Origin of the sequence: Enterococcus mundtii (genome assembly GCF_013394305.1) — a bacterium.
Classification (GTDB): domain Bacteria; phylum Bacillota; class Bacilli; order Lactobacillales; family Enterococcaceae; genus Enterococcus_B; species Enterococcus_B pernyi.
In genome coordinates this window covers 113,967-138,783 of the sequence record NZ_AP019810.1, presented here as the reverse complement: position 1 = coordinate 138,783, position 24,817 = coordinate 113,967, and the positions used below count along the sequence as shown (strand labels likewise).

Below are 24,817 nucleotides of genomic sequence, written 5' to 3'. Positions count from 1 at the left end.
CTATGACAAATATACACATTGTAAATCACACACATTGGGATAGAGAATGGTACTTTACTTCAATGGATTGCATCGTTTTAAGTGATCAGTTGTTTACAGATGTTTTGGAAGAGTTGAAAAGACAACCTAATGCTACTTTTGTTTTAGATGGACAGCTTTCGATCCTCGATGATTACTTGGAACTATATCCAGAGAAATTAGCAGAGATCAAAGAATTAGTTGCGAAGGGTCAATTATTTATTGGCCCTTGGTTCACACAAACGGATGCGTTTTTTGCCTCAGGGGAATCTATTTTAAGAAATGCAATGGTGGGCGTCTTTGAAAGTAAAAAATATGGGGAGTATCTACCTATTGGTTATCTTCCAGATACATTTGGATTCAACGCACAAATGCCGACGATTTTAAACGAAGCTGGGTTTGACAATATCATTTTTTGGCGTGGGATCGACTTAGGCGAACATGTCCAATCGCCATATTTCAAATGGAAGAGTTTAAGCGGGGAGAATGAATTGTATGCAGTGAACTTTCCCCAAGGATATGGTGCGCAACAACAACTAGAGCCAACGAAGAGTTATGTGGAAGGACGATTAGACAAAGGCATTGATTTTATCAAGAACTACGCAGATGAAACAGAAATTTTGATTCCAACAGGAAACGATCAATTAGGGATCATCTCGTCTTTAGAAGAGAAAATCGATAAAATCAATCAAATCGGTAAATATAACTATAAAACAAGCACGTATCAAGCGTTCATGGATTTGGTCCGTCAAAAGGATCTGGAAGAGTATCAAGGAGAGTTTCGCGCGCCTGTTTTTGCCCGTGTGCATAAGACGATTGGTTCTGTCCGCATGGATCTAAAACGTGAGATTTTCAGATTAGAGAATAAACTGACACTTGAAATCGAACCAATGGTCGTGATTGCCAAGGAGCTAGGCATCGTTTTGAGCAATCGGTTAGTCATGAAGGCATGGAAAAAATTATTTGAGTGCCAAGCACATGACAGTTTAGCCGGCTGTGTGTCAGATAGTGTTGCGCAAGACATCGCCCATCGTTTGAAAGAAGTATCAGAAATCTGTGACAGTATCGAAAACTTGGTATTGAAAAGAATTTCTGAAGGACTACAGCTGACAGATCAACAATTCTTGATTTTGAATACTTCAGTTACACCTTTCAAAGGAAAAAAAGTGGTAAAACTTATCTCAAAAGTCAATCAAATCGAAGTATTGGGCCATGATTCTGCTGTCATCTCGGTGGATTATGTGCCTAGCCGCCAAAATATCATGCAAGAAACACCTGCCGGCAATCGATTTATTGAAGAGCCAGGGTACTATATTTTACAAGTAGCAGTTGATTGTTCCTTTGATGGACTAGGTTATCAAGTCTTCGATTTCGTCGAACAGACTACAGCTGATCTACCTGATATGACGCCACGAACGATGATCTCAAAAGGGAACTATTCTTTGACTTTTGAAGAGGGCCAACTTGCCTTTTCAGATGGTGACCAAACGATCAGAGACTTCTTGAAAATCGTGGATGATAGCAATGCCGGAGATACTTACGATTATTCGCCGATACCTAATGATCACCCAGTCTCTTTGACATTTGATTCATGTAAAGGCAACGAAGAAACCTTGATCTTGGAAGGAAAACTAGAGCTTCCTTATACATTGGCAGAACGTATCGCCGGTCAAACAACGAAAGTCTTCGCTTACCAGCTGACATTGAAGTTAACGGAACAGGGAGAGGTCCAAGGTTGTCTTTCTTTTAGAAATTCTGTATTAAATCACCGTGTCCGTATCAAAACAAAGTTGAATCAATCGATTGAAAAGGTCGTCTCTGCGATCCAATTTGGTTACTTAGAAAAAACAAACCAGTCAATGAACGATTGGGAACAAAAATACTCTGAGATGCCAGTAAATATCGAGCCCTTTGAAAAACAAGTGATCGCGTATAGTTCTGAAGAGGCATTAGTGTTTTATACCGAACAAAGTAAGGAATACGAATATATCAATGACTCCTTATACGTCACGGTATTAGCCACGACGGATTCGTTAGGGAAACCAGATTTGCTGTATCGTCCAGGGCGGGCTTCAGGAGATACGACGAAAAAAGGGCATATCATGATGGAGACACCGCTTGCTCAAATGGAAAATCAACGGATCGATTTTGACTTTTCAGTGCGCATGGCGCCAACTGATATTTCAGAACACACATTAGTGACATGGAAATCAGACAAAGAACAACCGTCGATTTCGTATCAATTGCAAGATTTGAATTATTTCGTTTATCGAATCGACAATAAGATCCAAAGTAGAATCCAACCACTTTCTTTGAGTGAAACGACGTATACGCAAATTTCGTTAGATTTGGAAGAAGGATTGGCTGTCAGTGCGATCCATAACGCTTATTATTCAGAAGGCGTAGTGATTCGATTAGTTAATGGAACTTCAGAAAAGCGTTACCTTGAGCCAGAGAAGCTTTTTGCAGGGTTCAAATACACACGTATCAATGCCTTAGAAGAAGAAGTGACAGAGACAAAAACGATCAGCGGCTATGGCTTAGCCACTTATTTATTAACAAAATAAAAAAACGTTGAGGCACAAGTTGATTCTCAAGGAGTTGCTTCTGGAACACCGTTTAGCGGGTTTTAGGAACAGCAAGTTGACTACTTGTGTCTCCGTTTAGTTGTGAAATTGAAAGAGGAGAAATCATGGCGATACACCTTTTATTTTTAGCTTTGATCCCAGCATTAGGGTGGGGCATGATGCCAATATTATCTAAGATCATGGGGGGCAAGTCAGAAGAACAATTGATTGGCACCACCATTGCTGCTTTATTATCTGGGTTGATATTTAGTTTGTTTCAGCAAGTAACATACCAAACGGTTTCATTCATTGTTTGTTTTTTGTCCGGAGTATTCTGGGCGGTGGGGCAATATTTTCAGTTCCGCGCATTAGAAAAGGCTGAAGTGTCAAAAGCGATGCCCATATCTGTTGGGACACAATTAGCCTTTGTCACGCTTATTTCAGGAATTTTTTTATTGGAATGGACGAGTTTCTTTGTCGCTATGATGTCGATCGTGGCGTTGGCGGTCATTTTAGTCGGTGTGCTATTGGTGACTAAGACAAGCAATGGAAACAGCGCAGTGGCGAAACAAGTGATTGTCTTTTTGTGCATTTCATCTGCGTTTTTGATGCTATATGTAACGATCACTAGTTATTTTGATATTCATGGACCGCAAGTGTTTCTACCTCAATCCATCGGCATGTTTGTTGGAGGGATGATCCTCTCAATGAAGAAAATCAGACAATTGAAAGTCAACGCTATCGCTCGAAATATCCTCACTGGTAGTTCCTGGGTGATCGCTAACACGACGTTATTTGCTGTGTCTGCGTCTTTAGGTGTGGGTATTACTTATGCCTTTTCGCAAATGAGTTTACTTGTCGCAACTTACGGAAGCATCATTATTTTGAGAGAGAAGAAGACATCATTAGAAAAACGCTCAATCTATTTGGGTACATTGGTGTATGTAGTGGGTGTGGTTGGAATGAGTCTTTTAAAATAAAGAATTGAAAAAAAATGACAAAGGATCAAACAAAATCCCTTGCCAATTTTTTTTATTTATCTATCATACTTGTTACGATTGATCAGTGATCTAATTTTTGTAGTCGGTAACTCTCAAAATGTGCTGGGTCTTTTTTCACTTGGACCCACGCATAAACACCCATGATAAAGGCGCCGACTGTATTTGTTAGTAAATCTCCCATTGTATCCATCAATGCTTCGCGTCCGACGAAGAGTGTACCATCAGATGCAGCAAACCGTTGCAAGTTCATTCCTAAGAATTGGTCGCATAAAAACTCCCAGAATTCCCAGAAAACACCGCATAACCCAGCAAAAGCAAATCCAAATAAAAGAAATAGCCAAGGACTTGTTTTCTCGATTGGTGCGTCTTTCAGCAAGAAGCCGATCAAACCGTAACCTAAGGCAGTCAGAACCATCGGGCTAACGGCGTGTAAGATTTTATCCCAAAATGAAATAATACTGATCAAGTGCATACCTGTTCCTAAAAAGACAGAAATGAACAAGAAAAACCAATAAAATAAAACAATGGCATCAGGAACATGGATCTTGAATAATCGGCGAACGATCTGTGGCAAATAAATCAATAGGATACCTGCCAGTGATTCGACGATAAAGGTGATTCCTTGTGTGGTCGAATATTTGTTTGTTACAAATTCGAAAATGTTATAACCAACAACAAATAGACCGAAAATCGTTAATGCAATCTGAACTTTTTTTACTGTCTTACTCACTAATTTTTCCCCCAGCTAGATATGATTTCAATGCTTTGAACAATGCTTCTTCAGAAGACACGATCGTTCCGTTCAACTTGATCAAGCCGACCGTATAAAGATTTAAATAATGGAACTGATTTTCACCAGCCTGTTGCAAGGCAGCGACTTTTTTTGGATGAGTCGCACCTTGTTGGCGGCTGTCTGTATATAAACCAATGATCGGGATGCCTTTAGCATAGGCGACACCGATCTCAGAAGCAACTCCGGCATCGATCGTCAATCCGTCTAAAAGTGCGATCATCAAGTCACTTTCTAGTACTTTTTCTGTATCAGCCAAGGCAATCATTTTGCTGTCTGCATATGCAGTCTTATCATTGATTGCTTCGTTTTCTTGTGGTAGATAGATCGACAAATCAGAAGAAATCTCTCTGATTTTTTTGACAAGAGATTCGTTATAAAGCAAATCTCCTTTTGCAAAAAGTGGTGCTGCAAAATAAATATTCATTCGTTTCAACATCCTTTGTATTAGAAATAGTCACTAAAATAAGCTTCCATGTTTGGGATGATTCGCTCTAATGTCTTGACCATCTCCTCATCTGTGGTTATGCGCTCGATTCGAGCAAGGTAAGAAGCACGACGATAATTCATCATTAGACACGTCAATGTTTGGATATCTAAACGAACCATTTTACCAATCGGTTCATTAACGATTGACAAGTGGCCATCTCGCCACGTCAAGCCAAATACGCCATTATTCCAAGGTGCCACGGAATCTTCCACGATGAAATGGAAGTCTTCTGCTGTACCAGAAAAAGGGAAGCGCTGGATAAATTCTTTGACGTCAACGATTCTTGCCATAAAGTAAGGTTCGATCTGTTCTTTGATTTGACTATCTTCTAATAAAAAAGCAAGGGGTTCATTTTTGTAGATATCGCCATGTACCCAGTAAACCATTGAAAAATGTGCAGAGATGAAGTTCCACAATCCGTTACGCGCCTCTTGGTTCAAATAAAACATCTCTTTGACATGGAAGACTTCTTCGGCGACCCAATAAAAAAGCACTCCGGTTGGTTCATTGTCACTATTGTAATAAATCGCCGCAGTCCGTTCTTCTTCATTTTCAAAACGCCAATATTCTTCCCAGTGAAAGGCACTACGAAACAGCGCACCATGATTCTTTCCCGCAAACTGTTGATAGACACGGAAAACATCTTCGTGATCGACAGGCAGTCGTTCCACGATACCAGAAACAGGTACTTGTTTAGGTAGTTGCGTATCACGTATTTTAAAGGATAACTTATCTGACATGATTTCCCAACCTTTACGCCTGTAATAAGGGATATTGTAAGGATAAAGATAAGAGACCCACTGTTTGTTTTTGCGCATGTTGTCTAATGCGACGATGATCAAGTCTTGCATCAATCCATGGTTGGCATATTCAGGATAGGTTCCAACACCAGTCACTCCGCCCATTTGGTACCGTGTACCGTGGATATTAACCTCGCAAGGATAGATCGCGATTTGAGAAATCAATTTTTCTTTATGAAACCAGCCGAATACATTTGATAATTCTAGAATCGGTCGCTTGGAACGTACAAATTCCCGTTTGTTTTCAAATCCACTTTCTTCAATATCAGAGTCAGTGACTTGAAAAACGTAGGAAAGTAACTCATTGAACTGGTCAACATGTTCCTCCGTGACAGGCTTCAACTCAAAATTTTCTCTAAAATCTGTTTGGTCCATTTTTTCAACTCCAATTTAGTTACTTGTTCACAGTATAACAAAAGTTTAAAAAAAAAACTTCTAAAGTCCTTAGAAGGAAAAAGTCTTTAAATTCCTCCTTTTCGTTGGTATAATGAAAAGTGCTGATTATATGAAAAGAGGAGACGCTATGGATATAAAGAAAATGAAACAACGCCAACAGCAAATTCGAAATTTTTCGATCATTGCTCATATCGACCATGGGAAATCAACTTTGGCCGATCGGATTTTGGAAAAGACGAACACTGTGACGTCTCGCGAAATGCAAGATCAGTTATTAGACTCCATGGATCTAGAACGTGAACGTGGGATCACGATCAAACTTAATGCCGTAGAATTGAACTATACGGCTAAAAACGGGGAGACGTACATCTTCCATTTGATCGATACCCCAGGGCACGTCGATTTTACCTATGAAGTATCTCGAAGTTTAGCTGCCTGTGAAGGCGCAGTCTTAGTCGTGGATGCCGCTCAAGGGATTGAAGCACAAACATTAGCCAATGTTTATTTGGCATTAGATAATGACCTAGAGATTTTACCAGTCATCAATAAGATCGATTTACCAGCCGCAGATCCAGAGCGTGTGCGTAATGAAATCGAAGAAGTGATCGGCATCGATGCCAGTGAAGCGGTCTTAGCAAGTGCGAAGTCTGGAATTGGTATCGAAGAAATACTGGAACAAGTAGTGGAATATGTCCCAGCACCTTCAGGCGATCTAGAAGCTCCTTTGAAAGCCTTGATTTTTGATTCGATCTATGACAGTTACCGCGGGGTTATTTTAAACGTACGTATCACCGATGGTGTTGTCAAAGCAGGGGATAAAATCAAATTGATGAGTAATGGCAAGACCTTCGATGTGACCGAAGTCGGCGTTTTCTCACCAAAAACGATTGCTCGTGACTTTTTGATGGTCGGTGATGTCGGTTATATCACCGCAAGCATCAAGACAGTTCAAGATACAAGTGTTGGGGATACAGTGACACTTGCGGATAATCCAGCTACAGAAGCATTACCAGGTTATCGTAAAATGAACCCAATGGTCTATTGTGGTTTATACCCGATCGACACATCACGATATAATGATCTGCGTGAAGCATTGGAAAAACTTCAACTGAATGATGCTGCTTTGCAGTTTGAACCAGAAACATCACAAGCACTTGGCTTTGGTTTCCGTTGTGGCTTCTTAGGATTACTTCACATGGATGTCGTCCAAGAGCGTTTAGAGCGTGAGTTCAATCTTGAATTGATCACGACAGCGCCTTCTGTAATCTATCATGTCAACAAAACAGACGGTTCGATGGTCGTTGTTGATAATCCTGCTGATTTTCCTGAACCAGTCACGATCCAAGATGTCGAAGAACCTTTTGTGAAAGCACAGATCATGGTACCTAATGAGTACGTTGGTGCAGTCATGGAACTTTCGCAACGTAAACGTGGCGATTTTATTACAATGGATTATTTAGATGATTATCGTGTCAATGTCGTTTATAACTTGCCTTTGTCAGAGATCGTCTTTGATTTCTTTGACAAACTAAAATCAAGCACGAAAGGCTACGCTTCACTTGACTACGAAATGTCAGGTTATCAAAAGAGCAAGCTAGTGAAAATGGATATCTTGCTGAATGCTGAAAAAGTCGACGCATTAAGCTTCATCGTTCACCGTGATTTTGCCTATGAACGCGGAAAAGCCATCGTTGAAAAACTGAAAAAACTGATCCCTCGTCAACAATTCGAGGTACCGATCCAAGCGGCGATCGGACAAAAAATCGTTGCCCGTTCAGACATCAAAGCCTTACGTAAAAACGTGTTGGCCAAATGTTACGGTGGTGACGTTTCCCGTAAACGTAAACTTCTTGAAAAACAAAAAGAAGGTAAGAAACGAATGAAACAAATCGGTAACGTCGAAGTCCCTCAAGAAGCCTTCATGGCTGTTCTGAAGATGGACGAGGATGAACCGAAGAAATAGCCTAATAGGCTATTGCAAAAAAACTTAGTTCTTTGTCAAATGATGTTGGTTAAGAGGAATATTAGAATAATTATGACAGAAAGAAGTGGAGAATTTCTTTCTGTCTTTTTTTCTGGAAAACAACGTTTTTCCATGTTGAAGCAAGATCCTTCATTTGAAAAGGTAATGACTTCTATCACTTTAAGGGTTTCGCTTTAATATCTTAAGATAATTGTTAGCTATCCAAGCATTCTATTAGAATAGCTAAAACATAGTAGGTTCTTGATGCGTATTTTTTAGATTGATTACTTAATTTTTATACATAATAAGGCTAAAGTCTAATTGTTACTACAATTTTCTTATGCTACCTTAAATTTAGATATGTTAAATGAGGAGGCAACAGATAAATGTTTAAGTTGATTTTAAAGCAATTTTTACAGCATTGGAAAATTTGGCTATCCATCCTACCTATTTTTATTGTTTCTGGATTAATATTTAGCACTGCTTTTGTGATATTAAATGCTTTAAGTAGGGCTGATCTTAACAGTTCAGTTGATTATGGTGTTTTTATGCAGTTACCAATAGTAATAGGGATAGTAATGTTTTTTTTATTGACTATCAATGCAATGAAACAGTGTATAGACTTTTTTGATGGAACAAATGACATATTGCTTCTTTTAGGAGCTTCTCCTGCTCAAATCAGTTTGGTGATGACTGGACAAATGTTAGTAATTGGTATGATTGGAGCTGTTATTGGGAGCGGCTTTTCCTTAAAAGCTTCACAGCTTTTTTTGACCACCTTACCTTCGAGTTCTGCTAAAGCTTCTCTTGTACATATCCCGCTTCAATTCTCATGGAATGTTGTTTTTGTTGTGATATTGATCCAACTAGCAATTATTCTATATACATGTATGCGTTATTGTCTTAAAAATTATAAGAAAAGAAAGGGGAGCCTTTCTTCCAACAGAGCGTTTATTAAAATGAAGAATAGCGGCAAATTTTTGGGAATACTTGCATCACTAGTGAGCGTAGGGGCAACAATATATTTATATTTAAAAAATGTTCCTGATCCAACTTTAATAAAAGAATATACTCGAAGTATGAGTAACTCGATGAATTTATTGCTTCTTCTGTGGTTGTCTGTACTGATTACTATGAATTTTTTGATTCGTCCCATATTTCGAGGGATAGTACATAGAATTGTTGGGGTACCAAAAATGACAAAGAATCCGATGATCCGCACTGCACTTTACAATATACAATACAATATAAAAGAATTAATAAAATTAATTCGTCCAGTCAGCATCATTACTATGCTAGTTGGGAATTTTATAGCTTTGTTTCTCAACACTAAACTACTAATTGATGGAACAAATGATAGTTCTTATATCTCAGATTTGATCATCAACCTTATTTTTGTATTCGGGGCGCCAATACTCATTAGTTTAGCAAATGTAATTGTGTCAATTTGCCTTTTTAGAATAAAAACAAAAGTTGAACCTAAAAATTATTTTTATACTGGATGTACACCAGATTGGATTTTTAAAATGAGAATCATTGAAATCAGTTCAGTTTCATTCATTTCAATAATAATTACCTTCATTGGAACAATATTGTTTGCGATTCCACTGCTAAGAGTGACCTATCTGGGTGGTGGCAATATTTTTAAGGCAAATTGGTCGGTTAATCTCCTATTATCGTTAGGCGCTTTTCTAATATTCGGTTTATGTTTTATTGCAATTTATTGGTTTGAGCACTATACGTTAAAAAAGTATGTCGAGTAGATTTATTAATATACTAAAAGAATAGATTGTTTTAATTGAATCAAACATAAGAAAGTAATTAATTCAGATTGAAAGAAGGAAAGAAATTGCTGAATTGGGAGATCCTTATACTATCAATGAGTAGTTTGCGTCCTACAGTTTTGTATGAGAGTTTGATTTATAAACTAGAATGATTTTATGGAGGTTAATATCGATGAGAGAGATAGTTATTTCAATAAACGAATTAAAAAAAGAGATACAGCTTGCGAAAGGAAATCTTTTACAAGTGCTGACTGATATTTCTTTTGAAGTAAAGCAACAAGAGTTTGTATCGATCGTAGGACCTTCTGGTTCAGGAAAAACAACGTTGCTTCATTGTATTTCTAGCTTATTACCTCCTACAAAAGGAGAGGTGTTAATTGATGGTAAATCACCATATGGATGGAGTGCAGCGAAATTAGCAAAGTTTCGTCGTAAAAAAATTGGTTTTATTTTTCAAGATTTTCAACTCATACCTTCATTGTCAGCCTACGATAATATGGTACTCCCAGGAACATTGAATGGGCACAAAATAAAAAGGGGAAATGTCGATACTTTGGCAGAACGATTGGAATTAAAAGCGGATTTACACCAGCCTATTGATGCTCTTTCGGGTGGTGAACAACAAAAAGTTGCAATTGGGCGCACAATATTAGCAGATCCAGAAATATTGTTTTTAGATGAACCTACTAGCGCATTAGATACTCACTCACGTATCCTTATTATGGAAGTACTTAAAGAATTAGTAAGCAAAGGAAAGACAATCGTTATGGTGACTCATGATCTAGAGCTTGCCAGTCAATCTTCCAGAGCAATTGTTATAAAGGATGGGCGCATTCATAATAATATAAGTTCGCCAACATTGGAAACCCTCATATTCTAAATGATACGATTCATTCATTTCTACCTTAGCTCCATCTACTTTTACTAAATGAAATTAGCGTATGCTTCCTTTGGTTCTCAAATAGATTAAACAAATCATTCGGACAAAAAAATAGATTCATGTATAATTTAATCAGAGTTTATATTATTATCGTTATAATATTTTTAGGAAACATCTTATGTAAAATCTATTGCTATTTTTTGTTCATTTATGAGGAGGAAAAAGATGAAAAGGGGATTTATTTCTAAGGGGATTTGTGGGTTCACGATACTTGCGATTTTAGCGAGTTCGTTTGGTGTGAGTCAAGTTTTTGCAGAGGATTCGTCTACAATGGAAACCTCGACTGAATCGACTCAAACGTCAGCAGCTCCACAGATAAAAAGTACAGAAACGAATGAAGTCAGTCAAGAGAAAGAAACAGAGATACCCGCGCAAGAGACACAACAAACACCACCAGTACAAGCGAGTGAAGCAAAAGAAGCTCAACCAGAGCAACCACAAACTGCAATCGTCGATGGAGTAGAAGTAGTTTTGCAAGCGCCGGAAAAAGCTGGTAAAAACGAAGCTGATATCACGCAAGCGCCAAAAGAGGAATTGATCGAAGGTTCTCCAAGATTATTTCGAGCAGCTGTGCAAACGATTCCAATGTATCGTTTATTCAATCCACATAGTGGGGAGCATTTTTACACGAGAGATACTGGTGAACGAGATCATTTAAGAAGGATTGGTTGGAATTACGAAGGTGTTGGTTGGCAGGCACCGACAAGTGGTGATCCAGTCTATCGTTTGTACAATCGCTACAATGGAGAACATTTTTATACGTTGAACGCAAAAGAAAGAGATAGTATCACGAAACAAGGCTGGAAGTATGAAGGAATCGGTTGGTATTCCTATAAAGGAGCGAATGCCATTCCTGTCAGTCGTTTATATAATAAACGAGTCAACTGGCACCATTACACATTAGATGAAAACGAGAAAAAAGTAATCACGAAACAAGGCTGGGTCTATGAAGGTGTTGGTTGGTACGCAGTTGGCAGTGGTCAACAAAATCAAGAGGACTATAAGCTATTGGGTGTGAAAAATTACAACCAATATGCGTTGGGTGCGCCAAGTGGATGTGAAGGGGCTTCTTTATTACAGGCACTTCAATATAAAGGAAAGATCACCAACTGGAGTTTGACTCAATTTTTGAATACAATTCCTAAATCTCCGAATGGTAATCCAAACAGCGGTTTTGTCGGCAGCCCATTTGTCGAAAACTCATGGACTTATTCTGCAATTTATCCTACACCTTTGACGGCGTGGGGCAAGAAGTACGGAAATGTCCAAAATATTTCAGGTAGCTCGATGAGTACGTTGTTAAACGAAGTCAAAAATGGCCATCCGGTTGTTGCTTGGGTGACGATCAACTTTCAGCCAATCCGTTGGGGAAATTGGAATTTTGGTATCGCAGCGAATAATAATCATGCGGTCACTCTTGATGGATATAATAAAGGAAGTAATCAAGTCCATGTATCTGATCCTATCAGTGGTTCTTATTGGATGAATCGGGCAACATTTGAGAATATTTATAATGCACGTAAATATGCGGTAGTTGTAAGATAGACTAAAGCTTAACAAAAACAATGGTTGCAGTAATTCTTTTCCCATAACCTGTAAAATCCGAGAATAGTTTGGATTTTATGGGTTATTTTTATTGCATTATTCTATCTAGTTCAAAATCAATGGTTAGAAACAAATTCTATTACGTTAATGTAAGTTAAACATAGGAAGAATAGATTTCGGATCATTGCCTTATTTTATAATTTAGACAGGAAGTGAAAAAGAATAGGGAAGTGGGAATGATAATGGGAAAACTAGTAAAAGGATTATTAGTAATTGCGCTTATTTTAGGAATCGGTGCATTTTTTATTGAATCAAAGACAGAAGGCTTTCAAGCATTAACGGATAATTTTTTATCTGATAAAGAAGTGAAAGAATACTATGTCAAAACAAGTAGTGGGGATAAAAAAGGGAAGGATTATCTCTAGACGTTTGAAGGATACGATGAAGATGACACTCAACAAACAGTAAATAAAATTAGCGGATCACAAATTAAAGTAAGGTCGATACTTGTAAAATCGATGCAAAAGGTTTACAAGGAAAGCGCTGGAGTGAAGTATCAGAAAACGAAGTGCCTACGAAAGCATTGCAAAAAATCAATATATAATGGCTGAATTGTTTAATTACATTTGAGGTAGTTAATAATAAAAAAAGCTCACCGTGATGGATGTGATACATATCATGGGTGCTTTTTCAATGTTCTCAAAAACACACGCTCAGTACAAGGTCGATCAGCCATATTTTTTATTAGTGTTACTTTTTTGACAAACAAATAAATACATGGTATTGTTGTTCTACCTAAAACGTAATAGTTACGATTTGGATAATATAAAGTGAAATAAAGGAGCAGATTATTAGTGGCAAAAAAATCAAAAATTGCAAAAATGAATAAGCAAGTAGCTTTGATCAATAAATATAGTGAACAACGTCAAGAGTTGAAAGCAGCAAATGATTATGAAGGACTAGCTAAGTTGCCCAAAGAGTCCAATCCTAATCGTTTAAAACTTAGAGATCAAACAGATGGACGTCCTCGAGGCTACATGAGAAAATTTGGCATGTCTCGAATCACTTTTAGAGAACTGGCACATCAAGGATTGATCCCAGGAGTTAAAAAAGCAAGTTGGTAAAATAGGAGGAAAAAGTTATGGCAGTACCAGCAAGAAAAACATCGAAAGCAAAAAAACGTTTGCGACGAACACACCAAAGTTTGACGAAACCAGAGATTTCTTTTGACGAGTTGACTGGTGATTATCGTCGAAGCCATCATGTCTCTTTAAAAGGCTACTATAAAGGACGCAAAGTGACAGAATAACCGATTGGAAGCTGCAAGGGGGTTCAAGAAATGGAAATTATTTATCCGCCATTAGTCGAACAAGGAATCAAATATTATTCGGAAACGGTGAAAGAACCTGTAGATAAAGGGGAATTCTATCGTGCGATGGTCGATAAGAAACTGATCACAGAAACTGGCCTTCCTACAGAACATGCGCTAGAGCAAGGCCTTGTCAAAGACTATTACGAAAAACAAAACTTGTCCTTTGAAGAATTTTTGGACATTTATCCTATTTTTCAAAAGTATGACGCCGATTTGTTCAAATCTATTGACGGCTTCTGGGAGATTCCTGTAGACTTGAAAATAGAATTAATGGAAATGCTTGAAACTGATCAACTGGATTATGATGACGAACAACAAATCAACATCTATTTAGAAGATCGATAAAAGGATAGAATAAGAAAATCCAAAAGGACAATCAATATGCACAACTTTCGTAAATCAGGTATAAAACCTTGGGATATCATCATTATTAGTATTCTGGTAGTTGCTTCTTTCGTTCCGACAATTGTCTTTGCTTTGTCATTTGATAACGCAGAAATCGGTAATAGTGTGAAGTATGCAGTAGTCAAAATCGACGGAAAAGAAGTCGAACGATTTGATTTAGATGAAATCAGTAGCAAGATGGTGACTTACTATCCATCTGATACCCAATACAATATTGTCGAAATCCATGAAGGCAAGATCAGAGTTAAAGAAGATAATAGTCCCGATCAAATCGCTGTCAGAACTGACTGGATCTCGGAACCTGGACAAACAAGTATCTGTTTGCCGCATCGACTAGTCATTACAATTGAACAAGAAGGACAGTCGGATTATCATATCTATTAAGTAAGAGAAAACTGCTACTATCAGCTTAGATAAAGTTGATGGTGGTAGTTTTTTTAGTTGTCTCAAAAATAGAGAAGATTCGGAATTATTATATCTTTATCTAATGAATCATTGAAATTGTGTTAATGGTTCATTTGTTTTTTATATATAACTAAAATAAAGATGAATTTAAAACGTTATAAATATAGCTGTTTATCAAAATTTATGGATGAAAAATATTAAATAAAGCAATCTATGTGAATGGTTTTAGATTAAAAAATAACGATAAAATATAATATGTAAAAATAGTTTATGATATAATCAGTATCTGAACGCTTGATATTAAAGATTATTATCATGTAGGAGAATTATAATGAGAGAAATGGACAAAAGAAGTGAATTGTTGAGTATCGGAGAATTGGCGAAAATAACCGGTGTCAATATTAAATCGTTAAGATATTGTGAACAAGTCGGGGTATTATTGCCGGTATACATCAATCCAGATTCTGGCTATCGCTATTATTCCTTAGCGCAAGTGAGTGCGGTCGAGCTGATTCAAGCATGTGTAGAGATTGGGTTGCCTTTAAAGGAATTACATCGCTTCAGTGATCCGAATAATTCCATCGATTACCTATCTTTTTTATCATATAGCGAAGAATTAATGAAACAAAAAATCGATTCGCTCCAACAAAATTTAAAAGGAATGCAAGAGGTAAAAGAAGAAATTAATTTGTTAAAAACATATCGACATTCTAAAAAGCAACATATTCGGCAATTGTCAGAAAAGTACTTATATGTTTTTCCTTATCAACAGACTGATAACAAAAAGACACTTTATACAGAAGCAGCCAATTTGTTTGATCGATCGATGGAAGCAGGGTATGAGCCTTTATATGATTTTGGTATTCTCTATGAATTTATTGATAAAAACGTGCACCAGTATATGTATATAGAAATCAAGCCTACAAAAAATGTCGGTAACAATATCAAGATTTTACCTAGTGGAGAATACGCATGCCGATTTAGTCCTAAAAGTTACGGTGAGCGCCTTCCAGAGTTGTTTCCAGAAATATTTAAAAAAAAGTCGACTGTTCTTGCGATCGAAGCAGAAGCTTCCACTGGAACATTAGAAGAAATCGTTTATGAGATTCGAGTTTTCAGCGAGGGAATGAATGATTGAAAAATCCGTCATCACTGAACAAACGACGAAAAGTCAAAATGTTGAAGTAACTAATCATGCTGACAGACAATCCAAGTTTTATTATAGTTGATTGGTTTCATGAGGGTTTCAAATAAAATCTATCGTAAAAGGGCATAATAGCGAATCAACAATACAAAAACTGATTTCGATCGACGATCAAAATCAGTTTTTTTGTTCATGTTACCTATAATTTGTTGTGAAAGTTCTATGATTTGTTCATATACCTAAAACAAAGAAAACGTTATCATTTTTGTGAATCAATTAAATTTAGGAGGAGCGGAGATGAAGGATAAGAAAAAAATGGCGGTCGGACTCTTTTGTGCAGTAGTAATAGCAAGTGCAATTGGTAGTGGGACAACGTATCACGCAGAGACTAAAACGTTTGATTACAAAGAAACAGAAGCAGCAACTTACCAACGAGGAATGGATAATCAGCCAGAATCGTCTTACTGGTTTCCTAAAGACTTGCTAGAATGGGAATTTTCTAAAGATCCAGATGCACCTTATAATGTTAGCCAAGTACCTTTGGCAAAACGGATCGATAAAAACGCACTGGCAACTTCAAATGACACGCAGACACCAGAAATGAAAGTTGTCGCTTTGTCGATCATGAATAGCAGTACAAGTGGGAATGCGCCTAGAGGTATCAATACTTTTGATGCCAATGTATTTTCCAATTGGCAATATATCGATCAACTTGTGTATTGGGGTGGTTCGTCTGGTGAAGGGATCATTGTACCGCCAAGTCCTGATGTCATTGATGCAGCCCATAAAAATGGCGTGCCAGTATTAGGGACAGTTTTCTTTCCGCAGTCTGCTCATGGCGGTAAAATCGAATGGTTGGATACATTCTTGCAAAAAGATGAGGATGGTACTTTTCCTTTAGTCGATCAATTGATCGAAGTAGCTACTCGATATGGGTTTGATGGCTGGTTCATCAATCAGGAAACGGACACATTAGTCACAAGTTTTGACGATGCAAACAATCATAAAAAGGTAGAAGGGGCGAATACGACAGAAGGATTGAGTAAAAAACATGCGGATTTGATGCAAGAATTCATCAAACAATTCAAGCAAAAAGAAGCAGCATTAGAAATCATGTGGTATGATTCAATGACTTCGGAAGGGAAGATGGATTGGCAAAATGCACTGACGGATAAAAACCAAGCTTTTTTAGTCGATGCGGAGATGAATCCTTTAGCAGATAGCATGTTTTTGAATTTCTGGTGGAACACCGATCGTTTAGCTAGTCAAGAGCTATTGAAAGCTTCTAAAAAGAAAGCAAATGAATTAGGCATTGATCCTTATCAATTATATGCGGGCATTGATGTCCAACAAAATGGCTATGATACACCAGTGAATTGGCGGTTGTTCACAGATGAAACGGGCACTCCGTATACTTCGTTAGGTCTATATGTGCCAAGTTGGACATACACATCAGCTAGTGATCCTGCTGTTTTTCAACGTCGTGAATTGCGTTTTTGGGTAAATGAACAAGGTGATCCAACGAAAGGGAAGGCACCGGTAGAAAAAGAATGGCCTGGGATCTCTACGTATGCAGTAGAGCAGAGCGCTATTACCAGCATGCCTTTTGTGACGAATTTTAGTATGGGGAATGGGTATGGATACTTTATCAATGGAAAAAAAGTATCTGATCTAGAGTGGAATAATCGCAGTATGCAAGACGTGATGCCAACGTATCGTTGGATCTTTGATCATCAAGGAGAAAATCAATTAGCCGTTGAGATGGATTACGATGAGGCGTTTCGTGGCGGAAATTCTTTGCTTCTTAAAGGGAGTATGGTGAACGAGGCAACAAGCACAATCAAACTGTATCGAATGGATGGAATCATTTCCGATAAAACTTCTATCACAACAACGGCAAAAGCAACGAGCATGAGCCAACTTGACTTAGTTTTAGAAATGGCTGACGGACGAAAAGAAATCATCTCGGCAAGTGAGCCAATCGGTCGTGATTGGACGACTGTCAGCTATGATGTCAGTCGGTTGGCAGGAGAAAAAATCAACACACTCTCTTATCAGCTTGCTTCTTCAGAGACTCAGTCCGATTACGCGCTACACTTGGGTCAATTAGCACTGACAGATGGAAAGGAACTTCCAACCACAAAAGTTTCGGGACTGAGGCTTGAAGATGTTGCATTTGATGAAGAGGAAGGGCGATACGCTGGCATACGACTGGCTTGGGATGAGACGGAGAGTCAAGCATGCTACTATGAGATCTACCGGTTGAATCCTGATAACTCAAAATCTTTCTTAGGAGCAACACCAGCTACGAATCATTATATCAATGCCCTTGAACGAACCTTAGACACCGCGCAAACCAAATTGATTGTCGTGCCTGTTGATGCGCTGGGTAATCAAGGTGAACCTTCAGAGGCCGTTTCTTTTGATTGGCCGGATAATAAAGTGCCGAGAGCTGATTTTACTGCTTCAAGAACGTTAGCTGCTCCAGGATCAGCGATTACTTTTACAAACACGTCATCCTTAAACACTGAAACGGTTACTTGGGAATTTGAAGGTGGGGATATTACGACAAGTCATGAACATTCGCCAGTTGTCACTTACCACAAAGAAGGTGTTTATAAAGTCAAATTAACGGCAAGCAATCAAGCAGGGGAGACACCTGCTGAAAAAAATGGTTTGATTACAATTTCTAATAAAGTACCAATGGAGTTACCGCTGTTATCACGAAACGCGAAAGCGACCGCTTCCTCTTATACCAACGAAGCGGAAGCCCCTCATTTTGCAATCGATGGCGACTTGACGACTAAATGGTGTGCAACGGGTATGCCACCACACGAATTGACACTTGATTTAGGGAATGTTCAAACCATTAGTGAAGTTCGCATAGACCATGCGCAAGCAGGTGGAGAAAGTCCTGACATGAATACAAAAGCATATGCGATCGAAATAAGTGAAGATGGAGCGATATATAAAGAAGTTGCCAAAACTACCAATAATACGGCGAGTAGCTCCGGCGAGACTTTTGCAGTACAATCTGCACGATATGTCCGATTACGTATTGACAAACCAACACAAGGATCAGACACTGCAGCAAGAATCTATGGATTTGAAGTATTTGGACTGCCAGAATTATTACACTAACTTAGTGGGATAAAAAGTGTATTTGTCATCTCATCACTTCTATCATTTAATATAATTGAAATGTTTAAAATTCACATCATTATAAATAAGCGTCACCCTTTTCGAAATCATGAAAATGATTTTCGAGTAGTGGCGCTTATTTAGCAATGCATTTCTAATGCAGATTTCGTTGCCTTTATATAATCAAAAGAGTTTTACTTATTAAGGTTTGAGCGTCGCTTTTTTTCAAAGAACGTCAATCCAGCAATAATTAATACTACAACAAAGTATGTTGTCCAACTAATCACATTAAAAAGTAATAAAGCTAGTCCAATGATCAAACATAATAGTAAAATCCATACGGTTAGATTTTTTTCCATAGCATATTGAAAACATCGAAGCGTCAATTTCTTGTATCACATAAAGAATAAGCTATCGCTGATTTCACTTCCAAACCTCCTTGTAAACGGCTTCTAAAGACAAAAATATTTTCATCTTGAAAAAGAAATTTTAGCACAAAGTAAAAAAGATTGTAAGAATTAGTTGAAGATTAGTGCAAATCAGGTACTTATTCAAATTGCTAAAAATAGGATCAAATAATTGAAAAAGAGAATATTCCTAAGAACAAGCTAGAATCATTCGATCGTCATATGTAAGATAAGAGTGGAGTTTCATCACGCATATAAAAATTTAAGACACCTACTTTGACCTTTCAAGTAGGTGTCTTATTGTGAACTAGAGTTGCAATCGTCCATTCGAGGTTTTCACTCCTATGCGGATTTTTTAAGTTCTTGCACTGCTTGTTCGATCGTTACACCAGTCGCAACACGATTGCTATCTTCTTTGTCGAACACGACGAAAAGATTTAAATCGGTATTAAGAGTGACACGATATTGTAATTCTTTGTTATAGAATGTCATAGTCATTCTCCTTTCTTATTGTTCTGTTGAAAGGCAACGATACGTTGATAACGAAATTCCATAACTATTATAGCACAGATAGGTGAATTGAATCAACTGTATTTTTATTAAATAATAATTATTATTATTTGAAGTGGATCATTGACACAAAAAAATTGGATTACATAAGTGAAAAGGAGGGATAAGAAGATGTAGACTAGATTATGAAATTGATAAGAAAAAAGCAGTATACGAGATCAGAGTGATCATTTCGTATACTGCATAAATTATTTTAGTAACATTTTTCGCAAGGGGTCAATCCGCGTGCCAATGCTTCACTCATTGTCGCAGGATAGTAGTCACCGTTACCACACTTATGCGTATGGTACTTTGCTCCAGTTCTGGTAACTAAGACTTGTGCTTCATTTGCTTGTGCCTGTTGCGCTTGAGCTGCGGCTGCTTGTTCTTGTGCCACGCGCTGGGCTTCTGCTTGTTCAGCAGCTACACGAGCTTCTTCAGCGATACGCGCTTGTTCCGCTGCCTGTGCTGCCTGTTCTGCTTCGAGACGAGCTTGTTCTTCCTGAGCTTTCTTTTCCGCTTCAAGTCTTGCTTGTTCTTCTTGCGCTTTCTTATCTGCTTTACGTTTTGCTTGTTCTTCTTGCGCTTTCTTATCTGCTTTACGTTTTGCTTGTTCTTCTTGCGCTTTCTTATCTGCTTCACGTTTCGCTTGTTCTTCTTGTGCTTTTTTCTCAGCTGCTAATTTTTCTTCTTTCTTTTTCTCTTCTAATTCTTTCTTTTCCGCCGCTTCTCGTTGGGCTTTTTCTTCACTAGATGTTGAAGTTGTTTCCGAAGTAGCGGTATCTGCTTTTGACGCTTGATTGGTACCAGATCCGCAAGCGCTACTGACCAGTAGTAAACCGAATAAAGCACTAAATAAAATGAGATGGCGCTGCCAAGCTTTTCCATTTCTTTTACTTGATCGACTAAATAGATGTAGACCAAGCATCAAACTGATTAATCCTAACAATAACAACAATAAATTCATTTTTTCCTCCTGTTTCTACGAAAAATAGATCGCTTTCATGCAAAGCTCCCCCTAATAAAAGCGATTGGTTTTATTTACGGTGATTGACCGTATTCTCTATGTCGGAATCGAACCGACGAAAGCCAGTTAGAGAGTGTAGATAAATCAAAAAAGAAAAGTAGTAGAAGAAAGCACAACGTTATAATTATATAAAGAAATAATAACAAACAAACTTTATTTTATCATTAAGATGAACATAATAACAGAGAGTTTTAATGGATGATGATTTTTTTAATATTTGTTTTTTTTATGTAAAAAATGTTATATTTGATGAAGAAAAGTATCGTTTTGATATCATAATCGTTCGAATATAAAAATAAACCAAGAGTTTACATGAAAAAGAGAGTCAGGATGAAAAACTGGGTAGAGGAGGAGTTAATATGCGCATTTTGTTTATTAATGCAAGCCCGAACAAAGAGGGGATGACCGTTAAATGGGGAGAAAAAATCTTAAAGGATATCGACTATACGGTCCTGCATTTAGTTGATTATTCGATCAATCAGTTAGGACAGATGACCGAAAAGGATGAATTTGACAAAGTCATGGGAGTAATCAAACAAGCTGACGTCTTGGTGATTGGTACGCCCATCTACTGGTGGGATGTGACCGGTTTGTTAAAAACATTTATTGATCGCTGGACGGATCTATTTGAGTATGGGTTAGACACACCAGATGCTCCTTTGTATCAAAAATCGGTTTTCTGGTTTGTTCAAGGATCTGCGCCAGAGGAAGCTATCAGCGGAATTAGACGAATGCTGTCTAATGTGAGTGACCGGTTTTTGATGCAGAAGTTAGGAATGATTTATCAGAAGAAAGACATTGCTTCATCTAATGAACAAATCAAACAAATGAGATGAATAGAGAAATTGAAAGTACCGAGGGTTTATAGTTGTGTTTTCTAAAAGGGCATGCTATAGTGTAAAAGTAATCTATTTTGAAACGTAATTTGAGCTATAAGTTAAACATTATAAGACTCCTTTTGCCTATCAAATATTTATTGCACTATAAACGTACGTTGATACGTATCAGGAGGAAATATACATGAATAACGGTACAGTAAAATGGTTTAACGCAGACAAAGGTTTTGGATTTATCACTGGTGAAGATGGAAATGACGTATTCGCTCATTTTTCAGCTATCCAAGGTGACGGTTTCAAAACATTAGACGAAGGTCAAGCTGTGACTTTTGATGTTGAAGATGGACAACGTGGCCCTCAAGCAATCAACATCGTTAAAGCATAATCAAACGATTGATATCTTACTGCTCTTTCTTATGAAAGAGCAGTTTTTTTTATGTCTAATTTCAATAAAAGCCTCTCGATTCAGCAATCGAGAGGTTTGATAGAGCAATGTATTATTGCTTGTTTACAAGATGATCCCTTTCTGTTCTAAGTTTGCCACACATTCGGCTAAGTAGATTTGATCATGTTCTGGATAAAGTGGTGAGGTCCATTCAATAGGGGAAAGGGTAGAATAAGGTTCACAAATTTTTCCACGATACAAGGGATCAAACCATTCCTCACCAGGTTTATAATTTTGTTTCTTCATTTCTTCCATTACTAACAAATGATACTGAAATAATTTGTAAGGCGAATGTGTAAAAACGTAATCGACAGTCGCATGTTTTCGTCCCCAACCATTGCCTCTCAGAGCACAACATTCGCGATGTTGTCCTAATAATTGTTGGCGCGGAAGTGATTGCAAGAGGCTTTGATGCCATAAGCGCATATAATATTTCCTTCTTTCTAAAACAGTGAATTAAGTGTTTAGGATGCTTCCGTTCGACCAATCAAATAATCGATGGTCGTGTCGTAAAAATCTGCGATAAAGATCAATTCGATGATACTAGGTATATTTTTTCCATCTTCATAGTTTTTATATGTCTCAATCGGTAAGTTCACTTTTTCAGCAACCTGTGGTGTAGTTAAATGCTTTTTATCTTTGAGGAAGTTTAAACGGCAATGCAGTGTATCCAGTAAAATCGCTTCTTCAATCGTCATTTTACCTCACCTTTCTCTAAATAATCATCTATGAGAGTTAACGTTTATTTTTTCTGTTTAGATAAAATAAATACCCAATGACAAAGAGTATGGAGAAAATGAACCCAACTAAATTAAATGTGAAGATCTGGAAGGGTTCGAAAAACTGATAGTTTAATATTTTATACATAAAATAGATCGCAGGCAAACTACTTAAAGCGATTTTTTTTCGTTCTTTCGTCCATTTGATAAACGAAAAGACAATCGGTACAAATATAAAAACAGGAAAAATAAAAGCAAGTCGGCTCAATTCCAGCATAATAAATAAACTCCCATAGCTATATTTTATTCGTGCATAAATTGTATTTTGAGTTATTCTATTTGAGAATATACTAGATTTATATTCACTAGATAAAAGATAGCATGTTATGCGATTCTGAACAAATATTTCGATAAAAAACATGATTCTTCTGTAGACGTATAATTTGAAAAAAACATAAAAAAAGGTGGAACTTTCATTCCACCTTTTTTTATGTTTTTAGATTCGTTTCGACCATTTAATCTTTGACATAGACATTAAAGTCTTTTAGAAGTTTAAGTGCTTGTGGCTCGTGAACACGGCTGCTGACTAGTGACGAATCAATGATAAAGTCAGCTTCTGGAAAGGCGCTTTGTAAAGCGATTGTGTTGGATAAGACACACAAATTAGTTTCGATCCCAACCACTTCAATCGTTTTTTGTTCTTCTTTACGTTCAAAAAGGGAATGCTTGATCTCTGTTAATGTTTCTGGCGGCAGAGTAAAGTAGTATTTTTTGATTTCCCGCTCATTTGGTAGAGGAGAGAGCGTGGGAATGATTTTAAGATCTTCACTTTCTGCCTCATCTTTCCGATCAATAGGGATATCACGAGTGAATAGTACGTATTCATTCGCTGCACGTGCTTGGTTTAAACGTGTGTTTACTCGCTCAACTAATGCTTCAGCATCTTCGATATAAAATTCACTAGTTGGATCTAAAATATGATTTTGCATATCGATAACAACTAACATCTATCATCTCTCCTTATAAAAAGTGATCATTCAAAAAGTTTGCGACACCGGCTTCATCATTGGTTTCTGTCACCTCATCTGCTAAATCCTTCACATGTTCTTGCGCATTGCCCATAGCCACGCTTAATCCGCTGAATTCAAGCATTGCCAAATCATTTTCTTGATCACCAAACGCCATGACGTCTTCTGAAGATAACCCTAAGTACTCAGTTAGAAATAAGAGTGAGTGGGCCTTTGTAATATTTTTAGGAGTGATTTCTAGGAAATGTGGGTCTGAAAAAACAGAATCAATTCCTTCTTTCTTCAACTCTGCTTGGATTTTTTGTAGTTTTTCCTCATTTTTATCCGTCAGAGCTAATTTCAAATAGCTTAAGGAAGGATCGTCCAACTGTTTTGTGATCTCATCAAAGGAATGATTTTGCAAGTTGAAGTGTTGATAATAAGGATCGTCTTTTACTAAAGCAGTTTCATCAAAAGTGATTTGATCATCTTGTGTTTCTCGACTTGCGATGATCGATATTTTTGCTTCTTTTGCTAAATAAAAGGCCTTTTTAAGTATAGGTACTTCGATTTTTGAGCGTCTTAATACATAATCGATCTTGCCATCTTTCATTTCGGAAATCAATGCACCGTTAGAAGAAATCAAATAGCCGCTGACGCCTAATTGTGCAAAGACATCCTTGGCAGAAATACTATTTCTTCCTGTTGCAATCGTTACGATTCCTCCATTAGAGGAGAAAGCTTTTAATGCGCGTATATTTTCTTGTGGGACAACTCCTTGGGAATCAAGCAAGGTCCCGTCTAGATCAATAGCTGCTAATTTCATCTTTTTACGCTCCCTTAGTCTTTTTTCTTTCACCAATAGCTTAAATGAGAAACTTCTAAAATAAAAATAAAATGCTTTAACTCTTTGAACTTTTTCAAAAAAGATTTTTCATAAATGGAGAAAAGAATATTAGTAAGAAAATGGTTAAGACCGCTGTATAAAAAAGCATAACAATCTTAATGTTTTCGTTTTCATTTTCATAAAAAAGGGCAAATTTTGGGTAATATTCATAAAAAACAA

General features: G+C 37.3%; 24 protein-coding genes. 15 read left to right on the top strand and 9 right to left on the bottom strand.

Features of this window, described 5'->3' with window-relative positions; genetic code table 11:
* Positions 1-2 precede the first annotated feature (2 nt).
* Complete coding sequence (locus tag HZ311_RS00705; RefSeq protein ID WP_023519753.1) at positions 3-2,585, top strand: glycoside hydrolase family 38 N-terminal domain-containing protein; 2,583 nt, start codon at positions 3-5, stop codon at positions 2,583-2,585.
* Between the two features lie 125 nt (positions 2,586-2,710).
* Positions 2,711-3,565 (top strand): GRP family sugar transporter, encoded by an 855-nt coding sequence (locus tag HZ311_RS00700; RefSeq protein ID WP_023519752.1) that lies wholly within the window; start codon positions 2,711-2,713, stop codon positions 3,563-3,565.
* An 82-nt stretch (positions 3,566-3,647) separates the two neighbouring features.
* On the opposite strand, the gene HZ311_RS00695 is transcribed toward HZ311_RS00700, so the two are convergent.
* Genes HZ311_RS00695 through HZ311_RS00685 form a run of 3 tightly spaced genes read right to left on the bottom strand, consistent with a single transcriptional unit; the run spans position 3,648 to position 6,041 of the window.
* Complete coding sequence (locus HZ311_RS00695; RefSeq protein WP_019723399.1) at positions 3,648-4,316, bottom strand: hypothetical protein; 669 nt, start codon at positions 4,314-4,316, stop codon at positions 3,648-3,650.
* Positions 4,309-4,803 (bottom strand): nucleoside 2-deoxyribosyltransferase, encoded by a 495-nt coding sequence (locus HZ311_RS00690; protein ID WP_010735339.1) that lies wholly within the window; start codon positions 4,801-4,803, stop codon positions 4,309-4,311. Before HZ311_RS00690 ends, HZ311_RS00695 begins: the two co-directional genes overlap by 8 nt.
* Before the next feature lie 20 nt (positions 4,804-4,823).
* Positions 4,824-6,041 (bottom strand): GNAT family N-acetyltransferase, encoded by a 1,218-nt coding sequence (locus HZ311_RS00685; RefSeq protein ID WP_023519751.1) that lies wholly within the window; start codon positions 6,039-6,041, stop codon positions 4,824-4,826.
* A gap of 148 nt (positions 6,042-6,189) precedes the next feature.
* Between HZ311_RS00685 and lepA the strand changes: the two genes are divergently transcribed.
* From lepA to HZ311_RS00630, 11 genes are all read left to right on the top strand, one after another.
* Positions 6,190-8,025 carry a translation elongation factor 4 gene (lepA, locus tag HZ311_RS00680; RefSeq protein WP_010735341.1) on the top strand — a complete coding sequence of 612 codons (1,836 nt, stop codon included), beginning with the start codon at positions 6,190-6,192 and terminating at the stop codon, positions 8,023-8,025.
* 386 nt (positions 8,026-8,411) lie between these two features.
* Positions 8,412-9,788: an ABC transporter permease family protein gene (locus HZ311_RS00675; RefSeq protein WP_023519750.1), complete on the top strand. Its 1,377-nt coding sequence runs from the start codon at positions 8,412-8,414 to the stop codon at positions 9,786-9,788.
* Positions 9,789-9,981: 193 nt separating this feature from the next.
* Positions 9,982-10,689, top strand: coding sequence for an ABC transporter ATP-binding protein (locus HZ311_RS00670; RefSeq protein WP_023519749.1), 708 nt, complete (start codon positions 9,982-9,984; stop codon positions 10,687-10,689).
* Between the two features lie 225 nt (positions 10,690-10,914).
* Entirely contained in the window at positions 10,915-12,294 is a 1,380-nt protein-coding gene (locus HZ311_RS00665) for a C39 family peptidase (RefSeq protein WP_178946396.1), read from the top strand.
* Between the two features lie 242 nt (positions 12,295-12,536).
* Positions 12,537-12,719 carry a hypothetical protein gene (locus tag HZ311_RS15700; RefSeq protein ID WP_023519747.1) on the top strand — a complete coding sequence of 61 codons (183 nt, stop codon included), beginning with the start codon at positions 12,537-12,539 and terminating at the stop codon, positions 12,717-12,719.
* A 429-nt stretch (positions 12,720-13,148) separates the two neighbouring features.
* On the top strand, positions 13,149-13,418 hold the full coding sequence (rpsN, locus tag HZ311_RS00655) for a 30S ribosomal protein S14 (RefSeq protein WP_010735346.1): 270 nt from the start codon (positions 13,149-13,151) through the stop codon (positions 13,416-13,418).
* A gap of 17 nt (positions 13,419-13,435) precedes the next feature.
* A complete protein-coding gene (gene rpmF, locus HZ311_RS00650) occupies positions 13,436-13,603 on the top strand; it encodes a 50S ribosomal protein L32 (protein ID WP_010735347.1) in 168 nt (55 codons plus the stop codon).
* Positions 13,604-13,633: 30 nt separating this feature from the next.
* Positions 13,634-14,011: a hypothetical protein gene (locus HZ311_RS00645; protein ID WP_023519746.1), complete on the top strand. Its 378-nt coding sequence runs from the start codon at positions 13,634-13,636 to the stop codon at positions 14,009-14,011.
* A gap of 36 nt (positions 14,012-14,047) precedes the next feature.
* Positions 14,048-14,455, top strand: coding sequence for a NusG domain II-containing protein (locus tag HZ311_RS00640; RefSeq protein WP_178946395.1), 408 nt, complete (start codon positions 14,048-14,050; stop codon positions 14,453-14,455).
* A 352-nt stretch (positions 14,456-14,807) separates the two neighbouring features.
* Positions 14,808-15,614, top strand: coding sequence for a MerR family transcriptional regulator (locus HZ311_RS00635; protein ID WP_023519744.1), 807 nt, complete (start codon positions 14,808-14,810; stop codon positions 15,612-15,614).
* A gap of 303 nt (positions 15,615-15,917) precedes the next feature.
* Complete coding sequence (locus HZ311_RS00630; RefSeq protein WP_023519743.1) at positions 15,918-18,761, top strand: endo-beta-N-acetylglucosaminidase; 2,844 nt, start codon at positions 15,918-15,920, stop codon at positions 18,759-18,761.
* A 749-nt stretch (positions 18,762-19,510) separates the two neighbouring features.
* Here the strand turns inward: HZ311_RS00630 and HZ311_RS00625 are convergent.
* The gene (locus HZ311_RS00625) at positions 19,511-19,660 is read right to left on the bottom strand and encodes a hypothetical protein (protein ID WP_010735353.1); all 150 of its coding nucleotides are present in this window, start codon (positions 19,658-19,660) and stop codon (positions 19,511-19,513) included.
* Positions 19,661-19,931: 271 nt separating this feature from the next.
* The gene (locus tag HZ311_RS00620) at positions 19,932-20,684 is read right to left on the bottom strand and encodes a hypothetical protein (RefSeq protein ID WP_137072486.1); all 753 of its coding nucleotides are present in this window, start codon (positions 20,682-20,684) and stop codon (positions 19,932-19,934) included.
* Positions 20,685-21,103: 419 nt separating this feature from the next.
* On the opposite strand from HZ311_RS00620, the gene HZ311_RS00615 reads away from it, so the two are divergent.
* The gene (locus HZ311_RS00615; protein ID WP_023519741.1) at positions 21,104-21,580 is read left to right on the top strand and encodes a flavodoxin family protein; all 477 of its coding nucleotides are present in this window, start codon (positions 21,104-21,106) and stop codon (positions 21,578-21,580) included.
* A gap of 184 nt (positions 21,581-21,764) precedes the next feature.
* Positions 21,765-21,965: a cold-shock protein gene (locus HZ311_RS00610; protein WP_010735357.1), complete on the top strand. Its 201-nt coding sequence runs from the start codon at positions 21,765-21,767 to the stop codon at positions 21,963-21,965.
* 123 nt (positions 21,966-22,088) lie between these two features.
* Here HZ311_RS00610 and HZ311_RS00605 read toward each other — a convergent pair whose 3' ends face one another.
* The 4 genes from HZ311_RS00605 to HZ311_RS00590 all read right to left on the bottom strand — a co-directional run bounded on the left by HZ311_RS00605 (position 22,089) and on the right by HZ311_RS00590 (position 24,577).
* Positions 22,089-22,451: a TIGR02328 family protein gene (locus HZ311_RS00605; protein ID WP_023519740.1), complete on the bottom strand. Its 363-nt coding sequence runs from the start codon at positions 22,449-22,451 to the stop codon at positions 22,089-22,091.
* A 38-nt stretch (positions 22,452-22,489) separates the two neighbouring features.
* A complete protein-coding gene (locus HZ311_RS00600; RefSeq protein ID WP_010735359.1) occupies positions 22,490-22,723 on the bottom strand; it encodes a helix-turn-helix domain-containing protein in 234 nt (77 codons plus the stop codon).
* 536 nt (positions 22,724-23,259) lie between these two features.
* Positions 23,260-23,751 carry a cysteine hydrolase family protein gene (locus HZ311_RS00595; protein WP_023519739.1) on the bottom strand — a complete coding sequence of 164 codons (492 nt, stop codon included), beginning with the start codon at positions 23,749-23,751 and terminating at the stop codon, positions 23,260-23,262.
* Between the two features lie 13 nt (positions 23,752-23,764).
* The gene (locus HZ311_RS00590; RefSeq protein ID WP_023519738.1) at positions 23,765-24,577 is read right to left on the bottom strand and encodes a Cof-type HAD-IIB family hydrolase; all 813 of its coding nucleotides are present in this window, start codon (positions 24,575-24,577) and stop codon (positions 23,765-23,767) included.
* Positions 24,578-24,817 lie beyond the last annotated feature (240 nt).